Origin of the sequence: Massilia sp. NP310 (assembly GCF_019443485.1) — a bacterium.
Lineage (GTDB): Bacteria > Pseudomonadota > Gammaproteobacteria > Burkholderiales > Burkholderiaceae_D > Telluria > Telluria timonae.
Map to the genome: position 1 here is coordinate 4,567,293 of NZ_CP080379.1, position 18,446 is coordinate 4,585,738.

Annotated in this window: 14 protein-coding genes; 5 read left to right on the forward strand and 9 right to left on the reverse strand. The window is 67.6% G+C overall.

Annotated features, from left to right (window positions below):
- Positions 1–12: 12 nt before the first annotated feature.
- The 3 genes from KY496_RS20075 to KY496_RS20085 form a co-directional block, all read right to left on the reverse strand.
- Positions 13–1,497 (reverse strand): DUF2779 domain-containing protein, encoded by a 1,485-nt coding sequence (locus KY496_RS20075; protein WP_005663588.1) that lies wholly within the window; start codon positions 1,495–1,497, stop codon positions 13–15.
- 40 nt (positions 1,498–1,537) lie between these two features.
- A complete protein-coding gene (locus tag KY496_RS20080) occupies positions 1,538–3,628 on the reverse strand; it encodes an AAA family ATPase (protein WP_005663587.1) in 2,091 nt (696 codons plus the stop codon).
- Positions 3,629–3,693: 65 nt separating this feature from the next.
- Positions 3,694–4,230 carry a hypothetical protein gene (locus KY496_RS20085; RefSeq protein WP_005663586.1) on the reverse strand — a complete coding sequence of 179 codons (537 nt, stop codon included), beginning with the start codon at positions 4,228–4,230 and terminating at the stop codon, positions 3,694–3,696.
- Positions 4,231–4,439: 209 nt separating this feature from the next.
- On the opposite strand from KY496_RS20085, the gene KY496_RS20090 reads away from it, so the two are divergent.
- Both KY496_RS20090 and KY496_RS20095 read left to right on the forward strand, forming a co-directional pair.
- A complete protein-coding gene (locus tag KY496_RS20090; RefSeq protein ID WP_005663584.1) occupies positions 4,440–4,853 on the forward strand; it encodes a hypothetical protein in 414 nt (137 codons plus the stop codon).
- Positions 4,853–5,860 (forward strand): YafY family protein, encoded by a 1,008-nt coding sequence (locus KY496_RS20095; protein ID WP_005663582.1) that lies wholly within the window; start codon positions 4,853–4,855, stop codon positions 5,858–5,860. Before KY496_RS20090 ends, KY496_RS20095 begins: the two co-directional genes overlap by 1 nt.
- Here the strand turns inward: KY496_RS20095 and KY496_RS20100 are convergent.
- From KY496_RS20100 to KY496_RS20120, 5 genes are all read right to left on the reverse strand, one after another.
- Positions 5,851–7,533 carry a nuclease-related domain-containing DEAD/DEAH box helicase gene (locus KY496_RS20100; RefSeq protein WP_005663581.1) on the reverse strand — a complete coding sequence of 561 codons (1,683 nt, stop codon included), beginning with the start codon at positions 7,531–7,533 and terminating at the stop codon, positions 5,851–5,853. The two genes, KY496_RS20095 and KY496_RS20100, sit on opposite strands and share 10 nt — an antisense overlap.
- Before the next feature lie 93 nt (positions 7,534–7,626).
- A complete protein-coding gene (locus tag KY496_RS20105; protein ID WP_219862120.1) occupies positions 7,627–8,610 on the reverse strand; it encodes a LacI family DNA-binding transcriptional regulator in 984 nt (327 codons plus the stop codon).
- 16 nt (positions 8,611–8,626) lie between these two features.
- Positions 8,627–10,966 (reverse strand): GH92 family glycosyl hydrolase, encoded by a 2,340-nt coding sequence (locus KY496_RS20110; RefSeq protein WP_219862121.1) that lies wholly within the window; start codon positions 10,964–10,966, stop codon positions 8,627–8,629.
- 127 nt (positions 10,967–11,093) lie between these two features.
- Positions 11,094–11,504 (reverse strand): RidA family protein, encoded by a 411-nt coding sequence (locus KY496_RS20115; RefSeq protein ID WP_184240036.1) that lies wholly within the window; start codon positions 11,502–11,504, stop codon positions 11,094–11,096.
- A 55-nt stretch (positions 11,505–11,559) separates the two neighbouring features.
- Positions 11,560–12,462 (reverse strand): LysR family transcriptional regulator, encoded by a 903-nt coding sequence (locus KY496_RS20120; RefSeq protein ID WP_219862123.1) that lies wholly within the window; start codon positions 12,460–12,462, stop codon positions 11,560–11,562.
- A 138-nt stretch (positions 12,463–12,600) separates the two neighbouring features.
- On the opposite strand from KY496_RS20120, the gene KY496_RS20125 reads away from it, so the two are divergent.
- Positions 12,601–14,211, forward strand: coding sequence for a CehA/McbA family metallohydrolase (locus KY496_RS20125; RefSeq protein WP_229520318.1), 1,611 nt, complete (start codon positions 12,601–12,603; stop codon positions 14,209–14,211).
- 3 nt (positions 14,212–14,214) lie between these two features.
- Here KY496_RS20125 and KY496_RS20130 read toward each other — a convergent pair whose 3' ends face one another.
- Positions 14,215–14,790, reverse strand: coding sequence for a TMEM165/GDT1 family protein (locus KY496_RS20130; protein WP_005663571.1), 576 nt, complete (start codon positions 14,788–14,790; stop codon positions 14,215–14,217).
- Positions 14,791–14,953: 163 nt separating this feature from the next.
- Here KY496_RS20130 and KY496_RS20135 point away from each other — a divergent pair, with 163 nt between their 5' ends.
- Together KY496_RS20135 and KY496_RS20140 are read left to right on the forward strand one after the other, a co-directional pair.
- Positions 14,954–16,810, forward strand: coding sequence for a M1 family metallopeptidase (locus tag KY496_RS20135; protein ID WP_219862125.1), 1,857 nt, complete (start codon positions 14,954–14,956; stop codon positions 16,808–16,810).
- On the forward strand, positions 16,807–18,417 hold the full coding sequence (locus KY496_RS20140; protein WP_184240030.1) for a serine hydrolase: 1,611 nt from the start codon (positions 16,807–16,809) through the stop codon (positions 18,415–18,417). The genes KY496_RS20135 and KY496_RS20140 overlap by 4 nt, the downstream gene beginning before the upstream one ends.
- The last annotated feature ends 29 nt before the right edge of the window (positions 18,418–18,446 follow it).

Sequence of the window (18,446 nt, forward strand, 5' to 3'; positions counted from 1 at the left end):
GAAAGTGGTTGTTTATTTTCCGGCGAAGTAGCGCCACAGCCGCACCATGGCCAAGGTATCGAGTTCGCAGTAAGCGAGTAACTGCGTCTCGATCGCGCGCTTGCGCTCCGGCGCCGTGCCGACCGCGATCGCCTCCAGGTAGGCCTGCATTGCGGCGCCGCCGTCCTGCACGCCCTCGAGGTCGTCGTAGCGCAGGTCGGGCGCGACCGCCGGCAGCACCTTCTTGATGCTCCAGCTGCCCTCTTGCGACGGGTGGTAGTAGCGCTCGCGCGCCACCGGCAGCAGGTCGACCACGCGTGCATTGATCGCCAGCAGCGCATCGTGCAGTGGCGGGAAGCGCTCGGCCAGTTCCTGGATGCGCGACTTCTCGAAGCTGGCGTTGTACACGAACACGGGGCCGTGCCCGCCGCAGGCCGCGATCAGTGCGACGGCGAAGGCGTGCGACGGATCGTCGCCAGAGAGGTCGAGGAAGGCGGCGTGTTCGATCCCGCCCTCGCTGTCCAGCCGGTGCACGCTGAACTGGAAGGGGATCATCTGGAACGGCCGCGTGCCTTGCCAGACCGGCACCGCGAAGGCGATGGTCTCGAAGTCGAGGAAATACCCCGGCAGCGGATGCGGCGCCAGGTCGGCGGCGGCGCCCGCGGCATCGAAATAGGCCTGTCCCGAGATGGTGTGCTGCTTCACGCGCAACTGCTTGTCGCTCAGCAGTGCATCCGGGATATCGCGCATGTCCAGCGCGCCATCGTCCACGCATTGCCTGGCCGCCTTGCTGCGCAGCTGCGGCAGCCAGGCGACCGGGAAATCGGCCTGCGGCATGCCGCTGGCGCAATGGGCGGTAAAGCCGCAATCGTAGGGGCTCGCGCAATGCTTGCCGGGCTGTATATCGGGTTCGTCGACCGAGGCGGCCACGGCGCGCGCCCCGGCCACCCAGGCCGCGACTTCGTCCGCGCGGCCGAAGGCTTCCTGGGTCAGGTCTTCCTCGACCAGCAGGCCGCGGTAGTCGCCGCCTCCCGGATAGACCCAGCTGCTGTCGATATGGGCCAGCGCGATGCCTTCCAGGGCCACGCCGGCGTCCAGCGCCATCCGCGCCTGGATCGCGGCGTCGTCGCGGTGGTAGTCCTTGACCGAGGTCGACGACTTGACCTCGACCATGCGCCAGCGGCGCGGGCCCTGGCCAGGCAAGGGAAGCAGGACGTCGGCGAAGGCCATGGCGCCGCCGGCGACGAAGCCGGCCTCGAAGATCGGCTGGCCTGAATCGAGCAGCGCCAGGCTGCGCGCCAGCGCCGCATCGAAGCCTTCGGTGTGCGGATCGAGCAGGGCGCCCGTGCCGTGCGGGTCGTACAGGCGGCGCGCCAGGTCGCCCACCTGGTGGCCGGCGGCGAAGGCCGCCATGCTCGCCGCATTGTCCACGCGCAGCTCGGGACGGTGCAGCTCGAGCCACAGGCGGCGCTCGCACTGGCGATAGGCCATCAGCCTGGATTTCGAAAAACGTCGCATCGGTTCGCTCCTGGAGAATGGTGAGTATGGCATCGCAGGTTTAGGCCAGGAAGCCGATCGCTGCCTGCCGGCCGCGTTTCCCCGCGGATTCCTGCTCGAGCGCCGTCACCAGTTGCGCGCAGACAACAAAGGGGGCGAAACGGTGGCGCCGCGCCAGGGCGGCGAAGTCGCCCGGGGTCAGCTGCGGCAGACCGCGCAGGCGTTCGGCGTCGCATGCGTCGGGCGGCGCCAGGCCGAGGGCGGCGCACTGGCGTTCCAGCATCAGGAGCGCCTGTTCCGGGCGCAGGTAGCCGAAGCGCAGCTTGAGGTCGAAGCGGCGCAGCGCGGCCGGGTCGATGTCGTCCATCAGATTGGTCGAGGCGATGAACACGCCGCCGAAGGCTTCCATCCGGGTCAGCATCTCGTTCACGCGCGTGACTTCCCACGAGGCGCGCGCGCCTTCGCGGTCGCGCAGGAAGCTGTCGACTTCGTCGATCATCAGGAGCGCGCCTTCGCGCTCGGCCTGGCGGAAGGCCTGGGCGATCGCCTTTTCGCTCTCGCCGACGTATTTCGACATCAGTTCCGAGGCGCTGCGCAGCATCAGCGGCATCTCGAGCTGTTCGGACAGCCAGCGTCCGAAGGCGCTCTTGCCGGTGCCGGGCGGACCGTACAGGCAGATGCGGCCCGAGCGCGCATGCTGCAGGCCCGGCAGCAGCGCCGCCAGCTCGGTGTCGGCATTCAGGATGGCCGGGTCGTAATCGGGCGGCAGCCGGCTGGCGGCGCCGGCATCCAGGCCCGCATGGCCTTGCGCCTCGAGCGAGCGGTTGGCGAGCCAGGCGACGGCGCGCGCGGCGCCTGGCTGGTCGAACTGGTCGCGGATCGTGCGCACCACCGAGGCCACGCGGTCGACCACGGCCGGGGCCAGGGTCTCGACCTGCGCCATGCGCGCCAGGGTCGGGGGATCGACCAGGTCGCCGCAGGCGGCCTGCAGGATGCGTTCGCGCTGGGCGCGCGGCGGCACCTGCACTTCGACCAGCACGTCGAAGCGGCGCAGGAAGGCCGGGTCGATGCCGGCGATCGAGTTCGACAGCCACAGGGTCGGCACCTGGTTCTGTTCCAGCGTGCGGTTGATCCATGCCTTGCGTCGCTGGGCGGTGCTGCGCTGCCCGAACATGCCGTCGTCGGCGAACACGTCCTCGACCTCGTCGAACAGCAGCAGCGCGCGGCGGCGGTCGAAGAAGCTCTGGGCGGCGCGGTAGGCGCGCAGCCGGCGTTCGCCGCCGACCGGGTCGCCGTCCTCGTCTTCGCTGGCCACTTCGAACAGCTCGCAGCCCAGCTCCGCCGCCAGGGCGCGCGCCAGCTCGCTTTTTCCCGTGCCGGGCGCGCCGTAGACGAATACGTTCACGCCCTGGTGGATGCCGTCCCGCGCTACCGTGCGCGCCAGGTAGGGGCGCAGGATGGCCAGTTCCTGTTCCAGGTGGGGAAAGTCGTCCAGCGTCAGGCGCGCCGGGGCGCTCGGCGCCACCGTGTCGCGCAGCAGCGAGATCGGATCGGCGTCGAGGCCGACGACCGAGTCGGCGAAGCGGTTCGACAGCAGGTCGAGCTTGCTGCGCAGCGAGCCGTTGATGGCGCGGTCGACGGTGAGCAGGCCCGAGCGCGCCAGCACGCCGCCCGCGCCCAGCGCGGCGCGCACCTCGTCGGGCTGCAGCTCGAGCAGCGTGGACAGCACGTCGACGATCTTCGCGGCCGACAGGTTGCCCAGCGTCTCGGCGGCGTCGTCGAGGATGCGCTCGTGGTGCAGCATGGTGGCGAATTCGAGGATGCGGCATTCGGCGCCGGACATGCCGACCAGGGCCGCCAGGCGCGCCACGTTGGCGTGCAGGATCGTGGGCACCTTGCGCTCGGCGTCGCGTTCAGCCTCGCGGTGCAGTTCGCGCAGGCGCGCGCGCACCAGCGCCGCATCGAAGTCGCGCTCGTCGTCGATCCAGTCGCCCAGTCCCAGCGCGCGCGCCACGTGATCGTTGGAAAAGCACATCGACCCGACCAGGTCGCGGTGGCCGCCGAGCGGCATCATGATGCGCAAAACCCACAGGGTGACGGCCGGGGCGAGTTCCTGGGGCACGGGGCGGATGCGACGGCGGCGTACGGTCAAATTGGCTCTCCTGGTGATGGGATGACGTCATTGTGCGGCAGGGGTGCGACAGCTTGTGTCGCGCATTACTTGACGCGGGTGAGCCGCGGCGCGGCGCCCAGGGGCCGTGCCGGCAGGCCGGCGCCGGCCAGGCCGCGCCGCTGCGCCATCTCGGCGTAGCGCTTGCGGAATGCGCCCTTCCACGGCGCGACCCCGGTCCCGTCCTGGGCCAGGGCGTCGCGCAGGCCGGCCAGGCGGCCGACCACGAAGGCGCCGAGCCAGTCGCGGCGGCTGGCCACCTGCATCGCCGGTCCGTTGCCGGCCACCGCATCCTGCACCGAACCGGGCCACGGCGCGCGGCTGGCGCTCACCTGGTCGTCGAGCGCGCCGAGGGCCAGGCGCAGGTCGAAGTCGCGGCTGTCGACGCAGGCCAGCAGCGCCGCCAGCTTCAGGTGAGGGGGCAGGGCCGACATGCCGATGAAGGCCAGCAGCGCATCGTGGTGGCGGACCGGGTCCTGTCCGGGCAGGCTTGCGGCCCGCTCGAGGAGGGGATGCCACTGGCGGCGGATGGCGTCGAGGCTGCGGCACCGTTCGAGCGGGAGATACCAGCGCAGGTCGGTCATTGATTCCTTGTCGGCTGTGAAAGACGGAACACAGCATAGGAGACCCCGGCGACAGGATGTGTCGCAGCCGGCCGAGGACATGGCGCGACGCATGCTGTCGCATGCGCATGCCAATCTGCGTCTGCCCGGCCGGTCTTTAATTTCCTGACGGTAATTTATTTGCTAATATCACATCTTGAACGCGCCACGTCGGCGCGGCGAAAGCCACCATGCCTGCACTGATCGAACACATCGACGCCATCGCGCGCCAGAAGGGGCGCGCCGCGCTCTACCTCGAATTCCATCCGCAAGCCGCCGCCGAACGGCGCGCCTACCACCACGAACAAGACCCGATGCGCGCCCAGGTGCTGGCCTGGCTGGACGCCAACGGGGTGCCGTGGCGGCCCTGCGGCCCGCTGGCCAATCCGTCGGTGATGGCGTCCTGGCGCGGCCAGGTCTACCTCGACCTGCCGTGGGACGAGGATCTGCCGGCCTACCGGGTGCTGCGCGACTATCTCGAACTGCCCGACGGCAGCATGCGCCATGCCGGCGTGCGCTTCTACGCCATGCCGCTCGAGCTGGCGATGGAAAACGCGGAGCACGACGAGCCTGGATACTGGCAGCGCTGGGCGGAGGAGTTCTGATGGCGAGCAACCAGCAAGCCCTCCTGCGCCAATGGCATATGCTGCAGCTGGTGCCGCGCGCGCCGCTGTCGATCGAGGCCGGCGAATTGTGCAAGCGACTGGATGCGCTCGAATTCCCGGTCACCAAGCGCACCGTCGAGCGCGACCTGAACGCCTTGTCCGAAGTGTTCCCGCTGGTGTGCGACGACGCCGAGAAACCCTTCAAGTGGAGCTGGCTGCGCGGCGCCCAGCGCTTCGACCTGCCCGGCCTGACGGTACCCGAGGCGCTCACCATGACCCTGGTCGAGCAGCATCTGCGCCACCATCTGCCGCCCAGCACCGCCGAAGCGCTGCAGCCGTATTTCGCATCGGCCGCGCGCACCTTGTCGACCGACGACGATCCGGCGCCGTCCAAGGCGTGGCTGCGCAAGGTGCGCAGCGTGCCGCCGCAGCAACCGCTGATTGCGCCGCGCCTGGACCCCGACTGTCAGCGCACCGTCTACCTGGCGCTGATGGAAGATCGCCAGCTCACGCTGCATTACCGCAAGCGCGACGCCACCGAACTCACGCTCTACGAGACGGTGCATCCGCTGGCGATCGTCCAGCGCGGCGGCATCGTCTACCTGGTCTGCATGTTTGGAGACTACGAGGACGTGCGCACTATCCCGCTGCACCGCATCGTGGCGGCCGAGGCGCGCTACGAGGATGCGCGCAAGAAGATGGGATTCGACCTCGACGCCTACATCGCCTCGGGCCAGTTCGGCGTGATCGCCGGCGAGCCGCTGCGCCTGCGCGCCGTGTTTACACGCGCGGCCGGCGAACACCTGTATGAAACGCCGCTCAGCGAAGACCAGCAGCTCACGGCGCACGGCGATGGACACCTGCGTCTCGCGGCCACGGTGCCGCATACGCGTTCGCTGGTGTGGTGGCTGCTGGGCTTCGGCGACGGCGTGGTGGTCGAGGAGCCGGCCGGCCTGCGCCAGGAGATGGCGGAGACTGCGGCGAGGATGGCGCAGGCTTATGTCTGAGGCGCGGACGCGGCGGGCGTGACGCGCGCCCGCTCATCGCCAGCCGCCTCCTGCAGCGCCGCATACAGGCAGCGCTCGGCCTCGGGCGACAGCACCAGCTCGACCGCCATCTGCGCCCGCGTGAGGGCGACGAACAGCATGCGGCGCGCCTTGTCGTCGAGGGCGTCGAGGTCGAATTCGGTCACCACCACCGCGGGCGCGCTCTGGCCCTTGTAGCGGTACACCGACTCGACCAGCAGCTCGCCCTCGCTCCAGCGCTGCGCGCCGTCGCGCCCGTACTCGCCGGTGAAGCGGCGCGTCAGCCAGGGGCCGATGGTGGCCCGGTTCAGCAATTGCGAGCTGCCGCGCCCGCGGCCGCACACGACCGCGATATCGTCCAGGGCAAAGCCGCGCGCCAGCAGCGCCGCGACCGCCGCCTCGGTCGCCGCCAGCAGCTCCTCGCCGCAGGCATAGCCGCGGATGCCCGGCACCTCGCCGGCGTAGGGATTCATGCTGCGCACCGGCGGGCGCACCAGGTCGAGCGCATTGATCATGTCGCACAGGATGCGCGGGGTGCGGAAGTTGTCGCTGCAGCGGATCACGACCGCCTCGTCCAGCTCGAAGCCTTCCTTGCCGTACAGGCGCTGCGCCTCGTCCTCCAGCACGTACAGGCGTCCGTTCTTGCGCAGCTGGCCGCCCAGGCTGGCCACCCACTCGGCGCTGAAGTCCTGGGCTTCGTCGATGACCAGCAGGTCGAAGCGCGCCGCGACGCCGTCACTGTCGTCCAGGTAGGCCTGGGCCATGCGCTCGAAGCCCTCGGGCGAGAACTCCGGCTCGCCGTGATGGCGACGGTAATGCTCGACGCACAGCTCGTGATAGTTGACGACCTCGCTCGATGGCGGCGCCAGCACGCGCACGTGGTCGGCCAGGCTCCGGTTGTAGCAGACGTAGAGCGCGTCCAGGCGCGCGGCGCGCGCATCCTCCAGCAGCTGCAGGGCCAGCTGGGTCTTGCCGGAGCCGGCCGTCGCCTGGACCCGCACGATCCCGGATGCCGCCTCGACCCGCGGCACCCAGGTCGCCAGTCCGTCCGACAGCCGGCGCACCGTGCCCTGCAGCTGGTCGCGCAGCACGTCCAGCACCGGCATCACCTGGAACTGGTTGAGCAGCAGGCGGCGCAGCGCCTCGCGATCGACCTCGCGCGGGGTCGGCGCCAGCCAGTCGCACACCGAACCGATCATGCGGTCATAGCCGTGGGCGTCGATGATGCGCTCGCGCGGGATCGCCGAGACCTGGCCGTCGCCCAGCGCATAGTCGGGCAGCACCAGGCAGCTGATGAGTTCCGGATGGATGCCGGCCTGCTGCAGGCGGTTCTGCATCGCGCCGCGCTGCACCGTGGTCTGGCGCGCCACATCGCATTCGCGCTTGCCGTACAGCTTGTAGATGCCGCCTGCGCGCAGCACGACGTCGCCGGCCTTCACTTCCATCAGCAGCAGGTTGCCGTTCGGCGCCAGCACCACGATGTCGATTTCGCCGTAGCGGTCGCGCCCATGATGGAGCGTGTGCAGCGTTACGCTGTGGAAGACCTCGAAGCCGGCCGGCAGATGGTCGCGCAAGCGCTCGAGGACCTCGAGTTCGCGGTAAAGTCCGGCATCGGTGCGCAGTGGCGGGAGCAGGTGGGGCGACAGGGTGGCCATGGCGGGAGCAATCGTCAGAAGTTGTCTATTATTAAGCAACCAGCCGGATGACACCATGGCCTGTCGTTTTTTTGCCCCAGCCGGAACGGCAAGTCAGTCGTCGTTGCTGCTTTCGCGCACCACCAGCTGGACCGCGAGCGTCTGTTCCAGGCTGGCGCTGTCCACTCTTTCCAGCAGCGAATCGACGCCCATCCGCCCCAGCAAATCCTTGTCGATCCCGATGCTGGACAGCGGCGGGATCGCGCTGGAGGCGGCGCTGATGTCGTCGAAGCCGACGATCGCGATGTCGTGCGGAATCTTCAGGCCGCGCTCCAGGCAGTGGCGCATGGCGGCCAGCGCCGTGCTGTCGTTGTAGCAGAACAGCGCGTCCGGCCGCGGCTCGCGCGCCAGCAGGGCGTCGACCGCCTGGCGCACGTTGTCGAGGCTGTTGCCGATGCTGGGCAGCTGGACCTCGAGGTCGGGATTGGCCAGCATGCGCGCCTCGAACAAGGCCTTGCGAAAGCCGCGGTAGCGTTCCAGGATGCTGTGGTGGGCCAGCGGGCCGGTGAGCATGGCGATGCGGCGCCGGCCCTGCCGGATCAGGTGGCGCGTCGCCAGGTAGCCGCCCAGCGCATGGTCGGGATTGACCGAGCGGTAACCGGGCAGGCGCATGTCGAGCAGCACCAGGGGCTTGCCGGTGTCGCGCAGCGCCGCCACCAGTTCGGGCTCGAAGAAGCCGGCGCACAGCAGGGCGTCGGGCTGGTGCAGGCGCACCAGGTCGAGCACCGGCTCGGCCGGGCCCACCACCACGAACGACAGCGCGATGCCGCGCTTGCGGCAGGCATCCTCGGCGCCGTGCAGCACCGGCAGGTAGAACGGGCTGGCCGACTGCGTGTTGTGCTGGCGGTGCAGCAAGAAGGCGATGCGGCGCACGTCGCCCTCGCGCAGCTTGGCGAAGTCGTAGCCCATCTCGCGCGCCACCGCGCAAATGCGTTCGCGCGTCTTGTCGGTCAGGCCGTCCTGGTTCTTCAGCGCGCGCGAGACCGTGCCGATCGAGTAGCCCGTGGCGCGGGCGATGTCGCGGATCGTGACGGCCATGGCGCGCTTCCCCCGGTCAGTACCTGGTCTGCGTGTAGGGACGGGCGTTCTGTTCCTTGCCCCAGTCCTTGTTCGGCGTGGCCTGCATGGTGAACACCAGTTCGCCGCCGGCCATGATGTCCTCGTGGCGGATGAAGGTGCGCATCAAGGGCTTGCCGTTCAGGGTGACGCGGCCGACGTAGCCGTTGGCAGTCGACAGGTTATCGGCGCGCACCGTGAAGCGCTTCCCGTTCGGCAGGTTCAGGGTCGCCTTGTCCAGGAAGGGACGGCCGATCACGTACTCGTTGCTGGCCGGGGCCACCGGGTAGAAGCCGAGCGCGGTGAAGGCGAACCAGGCCGACATCTGGCCCAGGTCGTCGTTGCCCGACAGGCCGTCCGGCTTGTCGCTGTACTGGGTGGCCATGATGTTGGCCAGGCGTTCCTGGGTGCGCCATGGCGCGCCGGCGTAGTTGTACAGGTAGGCCACGTGGTGCGAAGGCTCGTTGCCGTGGGCGTAGTGGCCGATCAGGCCCGAGATGTCTTCCATGTGGGCGTACACGGTCTCGTCGACCTTGGCGTCGAACACCTGGTCGATCTTGCTCACCAGCTTGGTGTCGCCGCCCAGGAAGGAGATCAGGCCGGCGTTATCGTGCGGCATATACCAGGAATACTGCCAGGCGCTGCCCTCGGTATAGTCGCTGCCGAAGTTCGACTGTTCCGGATTGAACGGGGTGCGGAATTCGCCGGTGGACTTGCGGGCGCGGATGAAGCCGGTCTCCTTGTCGAACACGTTGCGGTAGTTCTGGGCGCGTTTGTAGTAGCGGGCCGCGATGTCCTTCTTGCCCATCTTCTCGGCCATGCGCGCGATGGTCCAGTCATCGAAGGCGTATTCGACGGTCTTCGACGCCGCTTCCTTCTCGAGGTCGATCGGCACGTAGCCCAGCTTCATATAGTGTTCCAGGCCGCCGTAAGGGCCGTATTCGGCGCTGGCCGTCATCGCCGCCAGGGCCTTGTCGGCGTCGAAGCCGCGGATGCCCTTCATGTAGGCATCGGCGATCACCGGCACCGCGTGGTAGCCGATCATGCACCAGGTTTCCAGGCCGTGGAACTGCCATACCGGCAGGATGCCGTAGGGGCTGTGCTGCGTTGATGCGATCAGCGAGTTCACGAAGTCGGCGTTGCGCTGCTCGGGCGCGACGATGGTGAGCAGCGGGTGCAGCGCGCGGTAGGTGTCCCACAATGAGAAGGTCGAGTGGAAGCGGAAGTTCTTCGCCTTGTGCACCTGGTTGTCCGGGCCGCGGTAGCTGCCGTCGAGGTCCATGAACAGCGACGGCGCCAGCATGGTGTGGTACAGGGCGGTGTAGAACTTGGTGCGCATCGGGCCTTCGGCCTCGACCTTCACCGCGCCCAGCGCGTCGTTCCAGGCCTTGCCGGCGCGCTCGCGCTCCTGGTCGAAGTCCCAGCCCGGCATCTCGGCCAGGTTGGCGATCGCATTGTCTTCGCTCACCGCCGACAGGGCGACCTTGACCAGCAGCGTGCCGTCCTGCGGCACGCCGAAGTTGAAGTCGGCCATCAGCTGCTTGCCTTCGACCAGCGCCTTGTCGGCCGGGGTCTTGCCGGGCGGAGCGAAGCCGCGATACGGAATCGATTCTTCGCGGTTCAGGAGTTGGCGGGTGTCGATCGGGCGCGAGAACTGGATCGCGAAGTGCACCTGGCGGCCGGGCGCCCAGCCGCGCGTCTCGCGCATGCCGGTGATTATGGTGCTGCTCCGCACGCGCAGGCGCGCCCACAGGTTCTTCTCGTCGTAGTTGTAGATGCTGGTGCGCAGGTCGAGCAGCACCTTGGCCGGCTCGCCGGCCTTGAATTTATAACGGTGCAGGCCCACGCGCTCGCTGGCGGTCAGCTCGACATCGACTTCATGGTCCTTCAGGCGCACCGCGTAGTAGCCCGGCTCGGCCTTTTCCTGGTCGTGCGAGAAGCGCGAGCGGTAGCCCGAGAACGGACGCTCCGGATAGCCCGGCTCCAGCTTGGTCTCGCCGCTGTAGGGCATCAGGAGCACGTCGCCCAGGTCGGAGTGGCCGCTGCCGGAGAAGTGGGTGTGCGAAAAGCCGAGGATCGAGCTGTCGGCGTAGTTGTAGCCCGAGGCCCAGGGATAGCTCTGGCGGAAGTGGCGGTGCTGCGTGTCGGGGCTGAGCTGCACCATGCCGAAGGGACGGCTGGCGCCGGGGAAGGTGTGGCCGTCGCCGCCGGTGCCGATGAAGACGTCCACGGCTTCGGCCGGGCTGCCCGGCGCGGCGGCCAGGACGGGAGTTGCGCTAAACAAGAATGCCGCACTGGCGGCGATCGAGAGTTGTCCGAAATTGAGTCTGGCCGTCATGAGGTCTCCACACGTGGCAGCAGCGACGCCGCCTGTTTTTTGCACTATACCCAAGTGAAACTTATATGTGGAGACTGGTTTCCAAGCAATCTTTACCGTGTTTCAGCCCATCTGTTTAGCCGGTTTACTAAACATTTTGCGCGCGGCGTTTGGCGACCGCTTCGATTTCGACCAGGGTGTCGGGCGACGCCAGCGAGGCCACGCCGATGCCGGTCAGGGCAGGGCGCGGCAGGCCGAGGTGGCGCACCAGGATCGGCGCCACGGTCTCGAGGTGCTCGCCGATCTCGCCGCGCACGTAGACGCGCAGCTGCAGGATCTGCTCGACCGAGGACCCGGCGGCCTCCAGGACCGCGATCAGGTTGCGCGCCGCGCCTTCGGTCTGCTCGGCCAGGGTGGTGTGCTTGACCTTGTACTCACGGTCCCAGTCGACCTGGCCCGATACGAACACCAGGCCGGTGTCATGGTCGATGGTCGCGTGGGACAGGCCATGCGGGGCGCCGTCGTACAGGGCAGGGGGATCGATGCGTTCGATGCTCATGCGGGTTCCTTGCGTTGAAAGGCGCCAGCTTAGGCATGCGCGCCCGCCGCCGCAATCAAGCGCGGCTTGTAGCGGATACAAGGCCGGATCCGACCCGCTCCAGCACCCAGGTGATGAAAGCATCGTTTTGCGCATTCGGATGGTGGGCGGCCACGACCTGGTAGCCGGGCGGGTACTTGGGCAGCGCGATCTCGAATACTCCCTCGCAGGGCAGCAGGCGCGATGGCATGAACGCGACCAGGTCCGATCCCTTCAGGTATTCCAGCGCCATGAAGAAGGACGGCGCCGACGCGACCACGCGCCGCTGCAATCCCTGGCGCGCGAACCAGCCGTCGGCCGATCCCGTGAAACTGGCCATGCCCGGATTGGTGACGATGAAGTCTTGCTCCGCCAGCTTTTCGAGCGGCATGACGCCGCCCTCGGCCAGCGCGCGGTTGCCGGTGACGCAGCGGTACTGCTCGAGGAACAGGGGCTGCGTCACCAGCCCGGGCGCCACGTATCCATCCACCGTGAAGATCAGGTCGATTTCTCCCTGGTGCAGCTTGCGGGTGAGGGCGCTGACCTCGATGTCGACCACCGCCACCTTCACTTTCGGCGCCTCGGCCCTCAGCGTGCGCACCAGGTCGGCCACGATCACCTTCTGCGTGTAGTCGGTGCCCGAGATCACCAGCGTGCGCTCGGCCTGTTCGGGCCGGACCTCGAAGGGCAGGGGAATCCCGCTCAATTGGGCCAGCACCTGGCCGATGTGCGGCGCGATCAGCTTCGCATACGGCGTCGGCGCCATGCCCTGGCCGGTGCGCACGAACAGCGGGTCGCCCAGGATGGCGCGCAGCTTCTTCAGTTGCAGGCTGACCGCCTGCTGCGAGACGTCCAGGTGCTCGGCTGCCGCCGAGATGGTGTCGAAGCGGTTCAGGGCGTCGAGCGTGCGCAGGTGGGTGAGTTCGAGCTTGTCGATCATGAGACTGCCAACATAAACGGCTATCTCGTCCGTTGCAAGTTGTCATGATTGAAATTCATCAAAGCCAATGGACGAAATGACAATTTTTATGGGAGGCTGGTCAATATGAATGAGGTATGAAATTGCAAAAATTGCATCATGAAAACCTCATTCCTCTCCCCGTTTCTGGCCCTGTCGCTGTGCTGCAGCCTGGCGCAAGCCGCCCCCGCAGAACACCAGGAATTCGAAGCCACCCTGCTCGCGCCGTTCCAGGCCGGCGCGGCCCAAGGGCGGACCTTCACGCTGCATTTTGCCTATCCCGGCCTGGCGCGCGCGGCCACCGTCGACTGGCGGGTGGAGCTGGTACGGCCCGACGGCCGCGTCGCCCTGCGCTGGCGCGGCGCGGCGCCGTTCACGGGCGAGGCCATGACCGTTACCGTGCCATGGTCCGGCCGCCTGGGATTGGCGCCGGCGCCGAGCGGCATCTATCGCGTCCGGCTGCGCGCGACCGTGCGCGGCGACGCGCATGAGGAAGTCGAGCAGGACTGGGAGATCGCGGTCGGCGCGCCGCCGCTGCCAGCCATGCCGGCATTCTCGCCGCTGGCGCGCGCCTTCGCGCCGGCCGCCGCGCCGGCGCCCGGGGCGCTGCCCTACACGGTCTATCTCGGCAACCTGCACAGCCAGACCAACCACAGCGACGGCGGCGCCGACATCGCCGAGTGCAAGGGCGCCCAATCGCCATTGAAGTCGCCGCACGGCCCGGACCACGCCTTCGCCTATGCGCGCGGGCGCGGCCTCGACATCCTGGTCGCCTCGGAACACAACCACATGTACGACGGCTCGGAGGGCAGCGCGCCGGACGCCGACCCCGCCGCCGCCAAGGGCTTGTACCGCGCCGGCCTGGAAAGCGCCGCCAGCTTCTCGAAAAAGCACCCGGACTTTCTCGCGGTGTACGGTCTGGAATGGGGCGTCATCAACAACGGCGGCCATATCAACATCTTCAACAGCGACGAGCTGCTCGGATGGGAGACCAATGCCAAAGGCGAGCTGATGGCCGACACGCGCACTCCCAAGGGCGACTATGCGGCGCTGTACACGCTGATGCGCGAGCGCGGCTGGGTGGGGCAGTTCAACCATCCGGCGCACGCGGGCCAGTTCCAGGTCGATGGCGTGCCGCTCGCCTATACCGAGGACGGCGGCGAAGCGATGGCGCTGTGCGAGGTGATGAACAGCACCGCGTTCTCGACCAACGTCGACGAGACCGAGACCCGCCGCAGCAATTTCGAAGGCGCCTGCAACCGCCTGCTCGAAGCGGGTTACCGCCTGGCCTTCAGCACCAACCAGGACAACCACTGCGCCAACTGGGGCGCGTCGTTCACCAACCGCACCGGCGTGCTGCTGCCGAACGGCGCGGCCCTGAGCCGCGCCACCTTCGTCGAAGCGCTCAAGGCGCGCCGCGTGTTCGCGACGATGGACAAGGATTCGCAACTGGTCCTGACCGCGAACGGACGGATGATGGGCGAGCGCTTCACCAATCGCGGACCGCTCGCGCTGGTGGCGAATTTTGCGAGTTCAACCGGCCGGAAGGCAGCCTCGGTCGCGATCATGGAAGGCGTCCCGGGCCGCAAGGGCACGGTCACCCAGATGTCGGACCAGGCCGAGACCACCTTCACCCCGAGTCCGGGCGCGCACTTCTATTATGCGAAGGTGACCCAGGACGACGGCAACGTGCTGTGGTCGGCGCCGGTGTGGGTCATGCAGGAGGAATGAGGATTAGAACCCCAGGCCTTCGCCCATCCCCAGCAGGGTCGCGATGCCGAGCACCGCGAAGATCAGCGCCGCGATGCCGTGCACGAGCTTGAGCGGCACGCGGTTCGCGATGCGTTCGCCGAAGTACACCGCCGGCACGTTGGCCAGCATCATGCCGAAGGTGGTGCCGGCGACGATGGCGGCCATCGATTCATAGCGCGCGGCCAGCGCCACGGTGGCGACCTGCGTCTTGTCGCCCATCTCGGCCACGAAGAAGGCGATCAGGGTGGTCAGGAACACGCCGTACTTCGCCAGTTGCGCTTCCTCGGCGTCGATTTCGTCGGGCGTCAATACCCACGCGGCCATCCCGAGGAAGGACAGGCCCAGCACCCAGCGCATCACGCCAGGGCCCAGCAGCTCGCTGACGAGGGCGCCGACGGCGGCGGCGAAGGCGTGGTTGGCCACTGTCGCGACAAGGATGCCGAACACGATCGGCAGGGGGCGGCGAAAGCGCGCGGCGAGCAGGAAAGCCAGCAACTGGGTCTTGTCGCCGATCTCGGCGAGGCCCACGATGCCGGTCGAGACGAGAAAGGCGTCCATCAGTCGGGTGAAGCAGGAGGAAGGCCGCGATCATAGCAGACGCGGCAAGTCGCTGCGCCGGCATGTGTATTTATCGCGCGGGCGGCGCGCTTTCGCTGGCCAGGCGTGCATGCTATCCTGCACCCGCCTCGGCCTGCCGGGCCGACCTTCCCTGCGAGAGACCATGAACAAAAGTACCCTGCTGCGCGCCAGCACCGCAGCCTTCCTGGGCGCCTGGAGCGCTTACGCCTTCGCACTCGATCCCCTCAGCTACGCCAAATACGACCAGGTCAAGACCACCGCCCTGCACCTGGACCTGAAGGCCGACTTCGCGAAGAAAAGCCTGGACGGCTATGCCGAGCTGACCCTCGACTGGCTGGACAAGAAGGCGACCACGCTCGACCTGGACACGCGCGAGCTGACGATCTCGAAGATCGAGGCGCAGGATGCGAAAGGCGCCTGGCGCAAGGCCGACTACTCGCTCGGCAAGTTCGACGAAGAGAAGGGCCAGCCGCTGCACGTCAAGCTGCCGGACCAGCAAAAGAAGGTGCGCATCCACTACCGCACCGCGCCGACCGCCACCGCGCTGCAATGGCTGCAGCCGGTGCAGACCATGTCGGGCAAGCACCCGTTCATGTTCAGCCAGTCGCAGGCGATCAATGCCCGCTCGTGGGTGCCGATCCAGGACACGCCGGCGGTGCGCTTCACCTACAGCGCGCGCATCGAGGCGCCGCAAGGCCTGCGCGTGGTGATGAGCGCCGATAACGACATGAAGGCCACCGGCAAGGGAGGCTGGAAGTTCAATATGCCGCAGCCGATTCCTTCCTACCTGCTGGCGATCGGCATCGGCGAGCTCGAAGCGCGCACGCTCGGCGGGCGCACCGGCGTCTACGCCGAGCCGCAGCGCATCAAGGCCGCCGAGTACGAGCTGGCAGACACCGAGAAGATGGTGGAAGCGGCCGAGAAGCTGTACGGCCCGTATCGCTGGGGACGCTACGACATGCTGGTCCTGCCGCCGTCGTTCCCGATCGGCGGCATGGAAAACCCGCGCCTTACTTTTCTTACCCCGACCATGATCGCGGGCGACCGCAGCCTGGTCGACCTGATCGCCCACGAACTGGCGCACAGCTGGTCGGGCAACCTGGTGACCAACGCCTCGTGGAAGCACTGGTGGCTCAACGAAGGCTTCACCACCTATGTCACCACCCGCATCCTGGAGGAGATCTACGGCAAGGAAGTCGCCCTCATGAACCTGCAGCTGGAGCAGGAAGAGGCGCTGGAGATGCTGAAGGACCTGCCGCCAGCGAAGCAGGCGCTGGTCTCGCGCCAGCCGGACACCTCGGCCGAATACTACCCGGACACCTCGCTGGCCTATCCGAAGGGCGCCTGGTTCCTGCACACGCTCGAGCAGCGCGCCGGCCGCGCCGCCTTCGACACCTTCCTGCGCGGCTGGTTCGACGGCCACGCCTTCCAGAGCGTGACCAACGACCAGTTCCTGGACTACCTGCGCAAGAACCTGCTGGCGAAGAATCCGAAGATCATGAGCGAGGCCGAGCTGGACGAGTGGATCTACGGTCCCGGCATCCCGCAAAGCGGCCAACGCGCCGTCTCGCAGCGCCTGGCGCAGCTGAATGCCTCGATCGACGGCTGGATCAAGGGCACGGTCTCGACCGATCAACTGAAGGCCAAGGACTGGAACGCCGCCGAGTGGATGAAGTTCCTGAACGACATCGACAACAAAGCCGATGCGAAAAAGCTGGAAGAACTCGACCGCGCCTACGGCCTGGCCAACACGAAGAACAACGAAGTCGCGTTCCGCTTCTATCGCGCCTCGGTGCACGCCGGCTACCGCGCCGTGCGTCCGCAGCTCGAGGCTTTCCTGATGAGCGTCGGCCGCCAGAAGTTCGTGGTGCCGCTGTACGCCGCGCTGCGCGAGAAACCGGACGACCGCGCCTGGGCCGAAGGCATCTACAAGAAGGCGCGCGAGCGTTACCACCCCGAGACGCAATCGAGCGTCGACAAGGCGATGGGCAAGCAATGATGACCATGAACCGACTCGCCGGCGCGCTGCTGCTCGCGGTGTGCGCGACCGCCGCTGTTGCACAGACCGCCGCCGCGCCAGCCGCCACCGCGGCGGCGCCCGCCTACGACCTGGAAGCCGACGTCAACCGCGTCCTGAAGACCTTCGACGTCCCCGGCATCGCCATCGCGGTGGTCAAGGACGGCAAGGTCGTCGTCACCCAGGGCTTCGGCGTGCGCAAGCTGGGCGACCCGACGCCGGTCGACGGCAAGACCATCTTCGAGATCGCGTCCAACTCCAAGGCCTTCACGGCGGCGGGGCTGGCGATGCTGGTCGACCAGGGCAAGCTGGAATGGGACGACCCGGTCATCAAGCACCTGCCGGACTTTCGCATGTACGATGCATATGTGACGGCCGAGATGACGGTGCGCGACCTGCTCACCCACCGCAGCGGCCTGGGACTCGGCGCCGGTGACCTGATGTGGTGGCCCACCACCACCTTCAGCACCGACGAGATCATCCACAACCTCCGCTACATCAAGCCGGCGACGAGCTTCCGCAACAGCTACGCCTACGACAACCTGCTGTACATCGTGGCCGGCAAGATCATCGCCCGGAAATCCGGCAAGGACTGGGGCGCGACCATGCGCGAGTGGATCCTCGATCCGGTCGGCATGGAGGCCACCACCACCAGCCTGGACCAGCACAAGCCGGGCATGAACGTGTCGGCGCCGCACAGCAAGATCGATGGCAAGGCGGCGGTGGTGAAGCCGATGCCGGTGGCGAACGCGATCGGCGCGGTGGGCATCAACACCAATGCCGAGGACATCGCGCGCTGGATGAACGTGCTGCTCGACCACGGGCGCGTGAAAACGGACGCCGGCGGCAAGGAAGTGCGGCTGTGGTCCGAGAAACAGGCGCGCGAGATGTGGACCGCGCAGACGCCGATGAAGATCAACCAGCCGCGCCCACCGCTGGCGGCGACCAAGCCGAACTTCTTCGCCTATGGCCTGGGCTTCCAGCTGCGCGACTACCAGGGCAAGCTGGTGGCGATGCATGGCGGCGCGCTGCAGGGCTTCTATTCGCGCGTCATGCTGGTGCCGGAAGCGAAGCTGGGCATCGCGATCTTCACCAATGCCGAAAGCGGTCCGTCGCTCAATGCGCTGCAATACCGCCTGCTGGACCAGTACCTGGGCGTGGCGCCGACCGACTGGATCGGCCGCATCGCCGAGGTCGACCGCGAAGCGCGCGAAAAGGAAGCGGCGCGCGTGAAGGGTGAAAGCGCCAGCCGCGCCAAGGCATCGAAGCCGTCGCTGCCGCTGTGGGACTACGAAGGCGAGTACGAGGACGCCTGGTATGGCAAGGCGACCGTCAAGCGCCAGGGCAGCAAGCTGGTGATGTCGTTCTCGCGCACGCCCGACCTGACCGGCGAGATGGAGCACTTCCAGCACGACACCTTCATCGTGCGCTGGAAGGAGCGCAACTTCAATGCCGACGCCTACGCGACGTTCTCGCTGGACCATGATGGTTCGATCGAGCGCCTGCGCATGAAGCCGGTGTCGACCGAGACGGATTTCAGCTACGACTTCCAGGACTTGCTGTTCACGCCCGTGAAAAAGGCGAAGTGAGATAAAAAACGCCCGCATGTTCGCGGGCG

Excerpts from the sequence above, each read along its gene's own strand:
- KY496_RS20085 (WP_005663586.1), bottom strand. The coding sequence starts at position 4,230 with ATGACCGACCTGCGCTGGTATCTCCCGCTCGAACGGTGCCGCAGCCTC.
- KY496_RS20115 (WP_184240036.1), bottom strand. The coding sequence starts at position 11,504 with ATGAGCATCGAACGCATCGATCCCCCTGCCCTGTACGACGGCGCCCCG.
- KY496_RS20120 (WP_219862123.1), bottom strand. The coding sequence starts at position 12,462 with ATGATCGACAAGCTCGAACTCACCCACCTGCGCACGCTCGACGCCCTG.
- KY496_RS20100 (WP_005663581.1), bottom strand. The coding sequence starts at position 7,533 with ATGGCCACCCTGTCGCCCCACCTGCTCCCGCCACTGCGCACCGATGCC.
- KY496_RS20095 (WP_005663582.1), top strand. The coding sequence starts at position 4,853 with ATGGCGAGCAACCAGCAAGCCCTCCTGCGCCAATGGCATATGCTGCAG.
- KY496_RS20125 (WP_229520318.1), top strand. The coding sequence starts at position 12,601 with ATGAAAACCTCATTCCTCTCCCCGTTTCTGGCCCTGTCGCTGTGCTGC.
- KY496_RS20075 (WP_005663588.1), bottom strand. The coding sequence starts at position 1,497 with ATGCGACGTTTTTCGAAATCCAGGCTGATGGCCTATCGCCAGTGCGAG.
- KY496_RS20090 (WP_005663584.1), top strand. The coding sequence starts at position 4,440 with ATGCCTGCACTGATCGAACACATCGACGCCATCGCGCGCCAGAAGGGG.
- KY496_RS20140 (WP_184240030.1), top strand. The coding sequence starts at position 16,807 with ATGATGACCATGAACCGACTCGCCGGCGCGCTGCTGCTCGCGGTGTGC.
- KY496_RS20110 (WP_219862121.1), bottom strand. The coding sequence starts at position 10,966 with ATGACGGCCAGACTCAATTTCGGACAACTCTCGATCGCCGCCAGTGCG.
- KY496_RS20130 (WP_005663571.1), bottom strand. The coding sequence starts at position 14,790 with ATGGACGCCTTTCTCGTCTCGACCGGCATCGTGGGCCTCGCCGAGATC.
- KY496_RS20135 (WP_219862125.1), top strand. The coding sequence starts at position 14,954 with ATGAACAAAAGTACCCTGCTGCGCGCCAGCACCGCAGCCTTCCTGGGC.
- KY496_RS20105 (WP_219862120.1), bottom strand. The coding sequence starts at position 8,610 with ATGGCCGTCACGATCCGCGACATCGCCCGCGCCACGGGCTACTCGATC.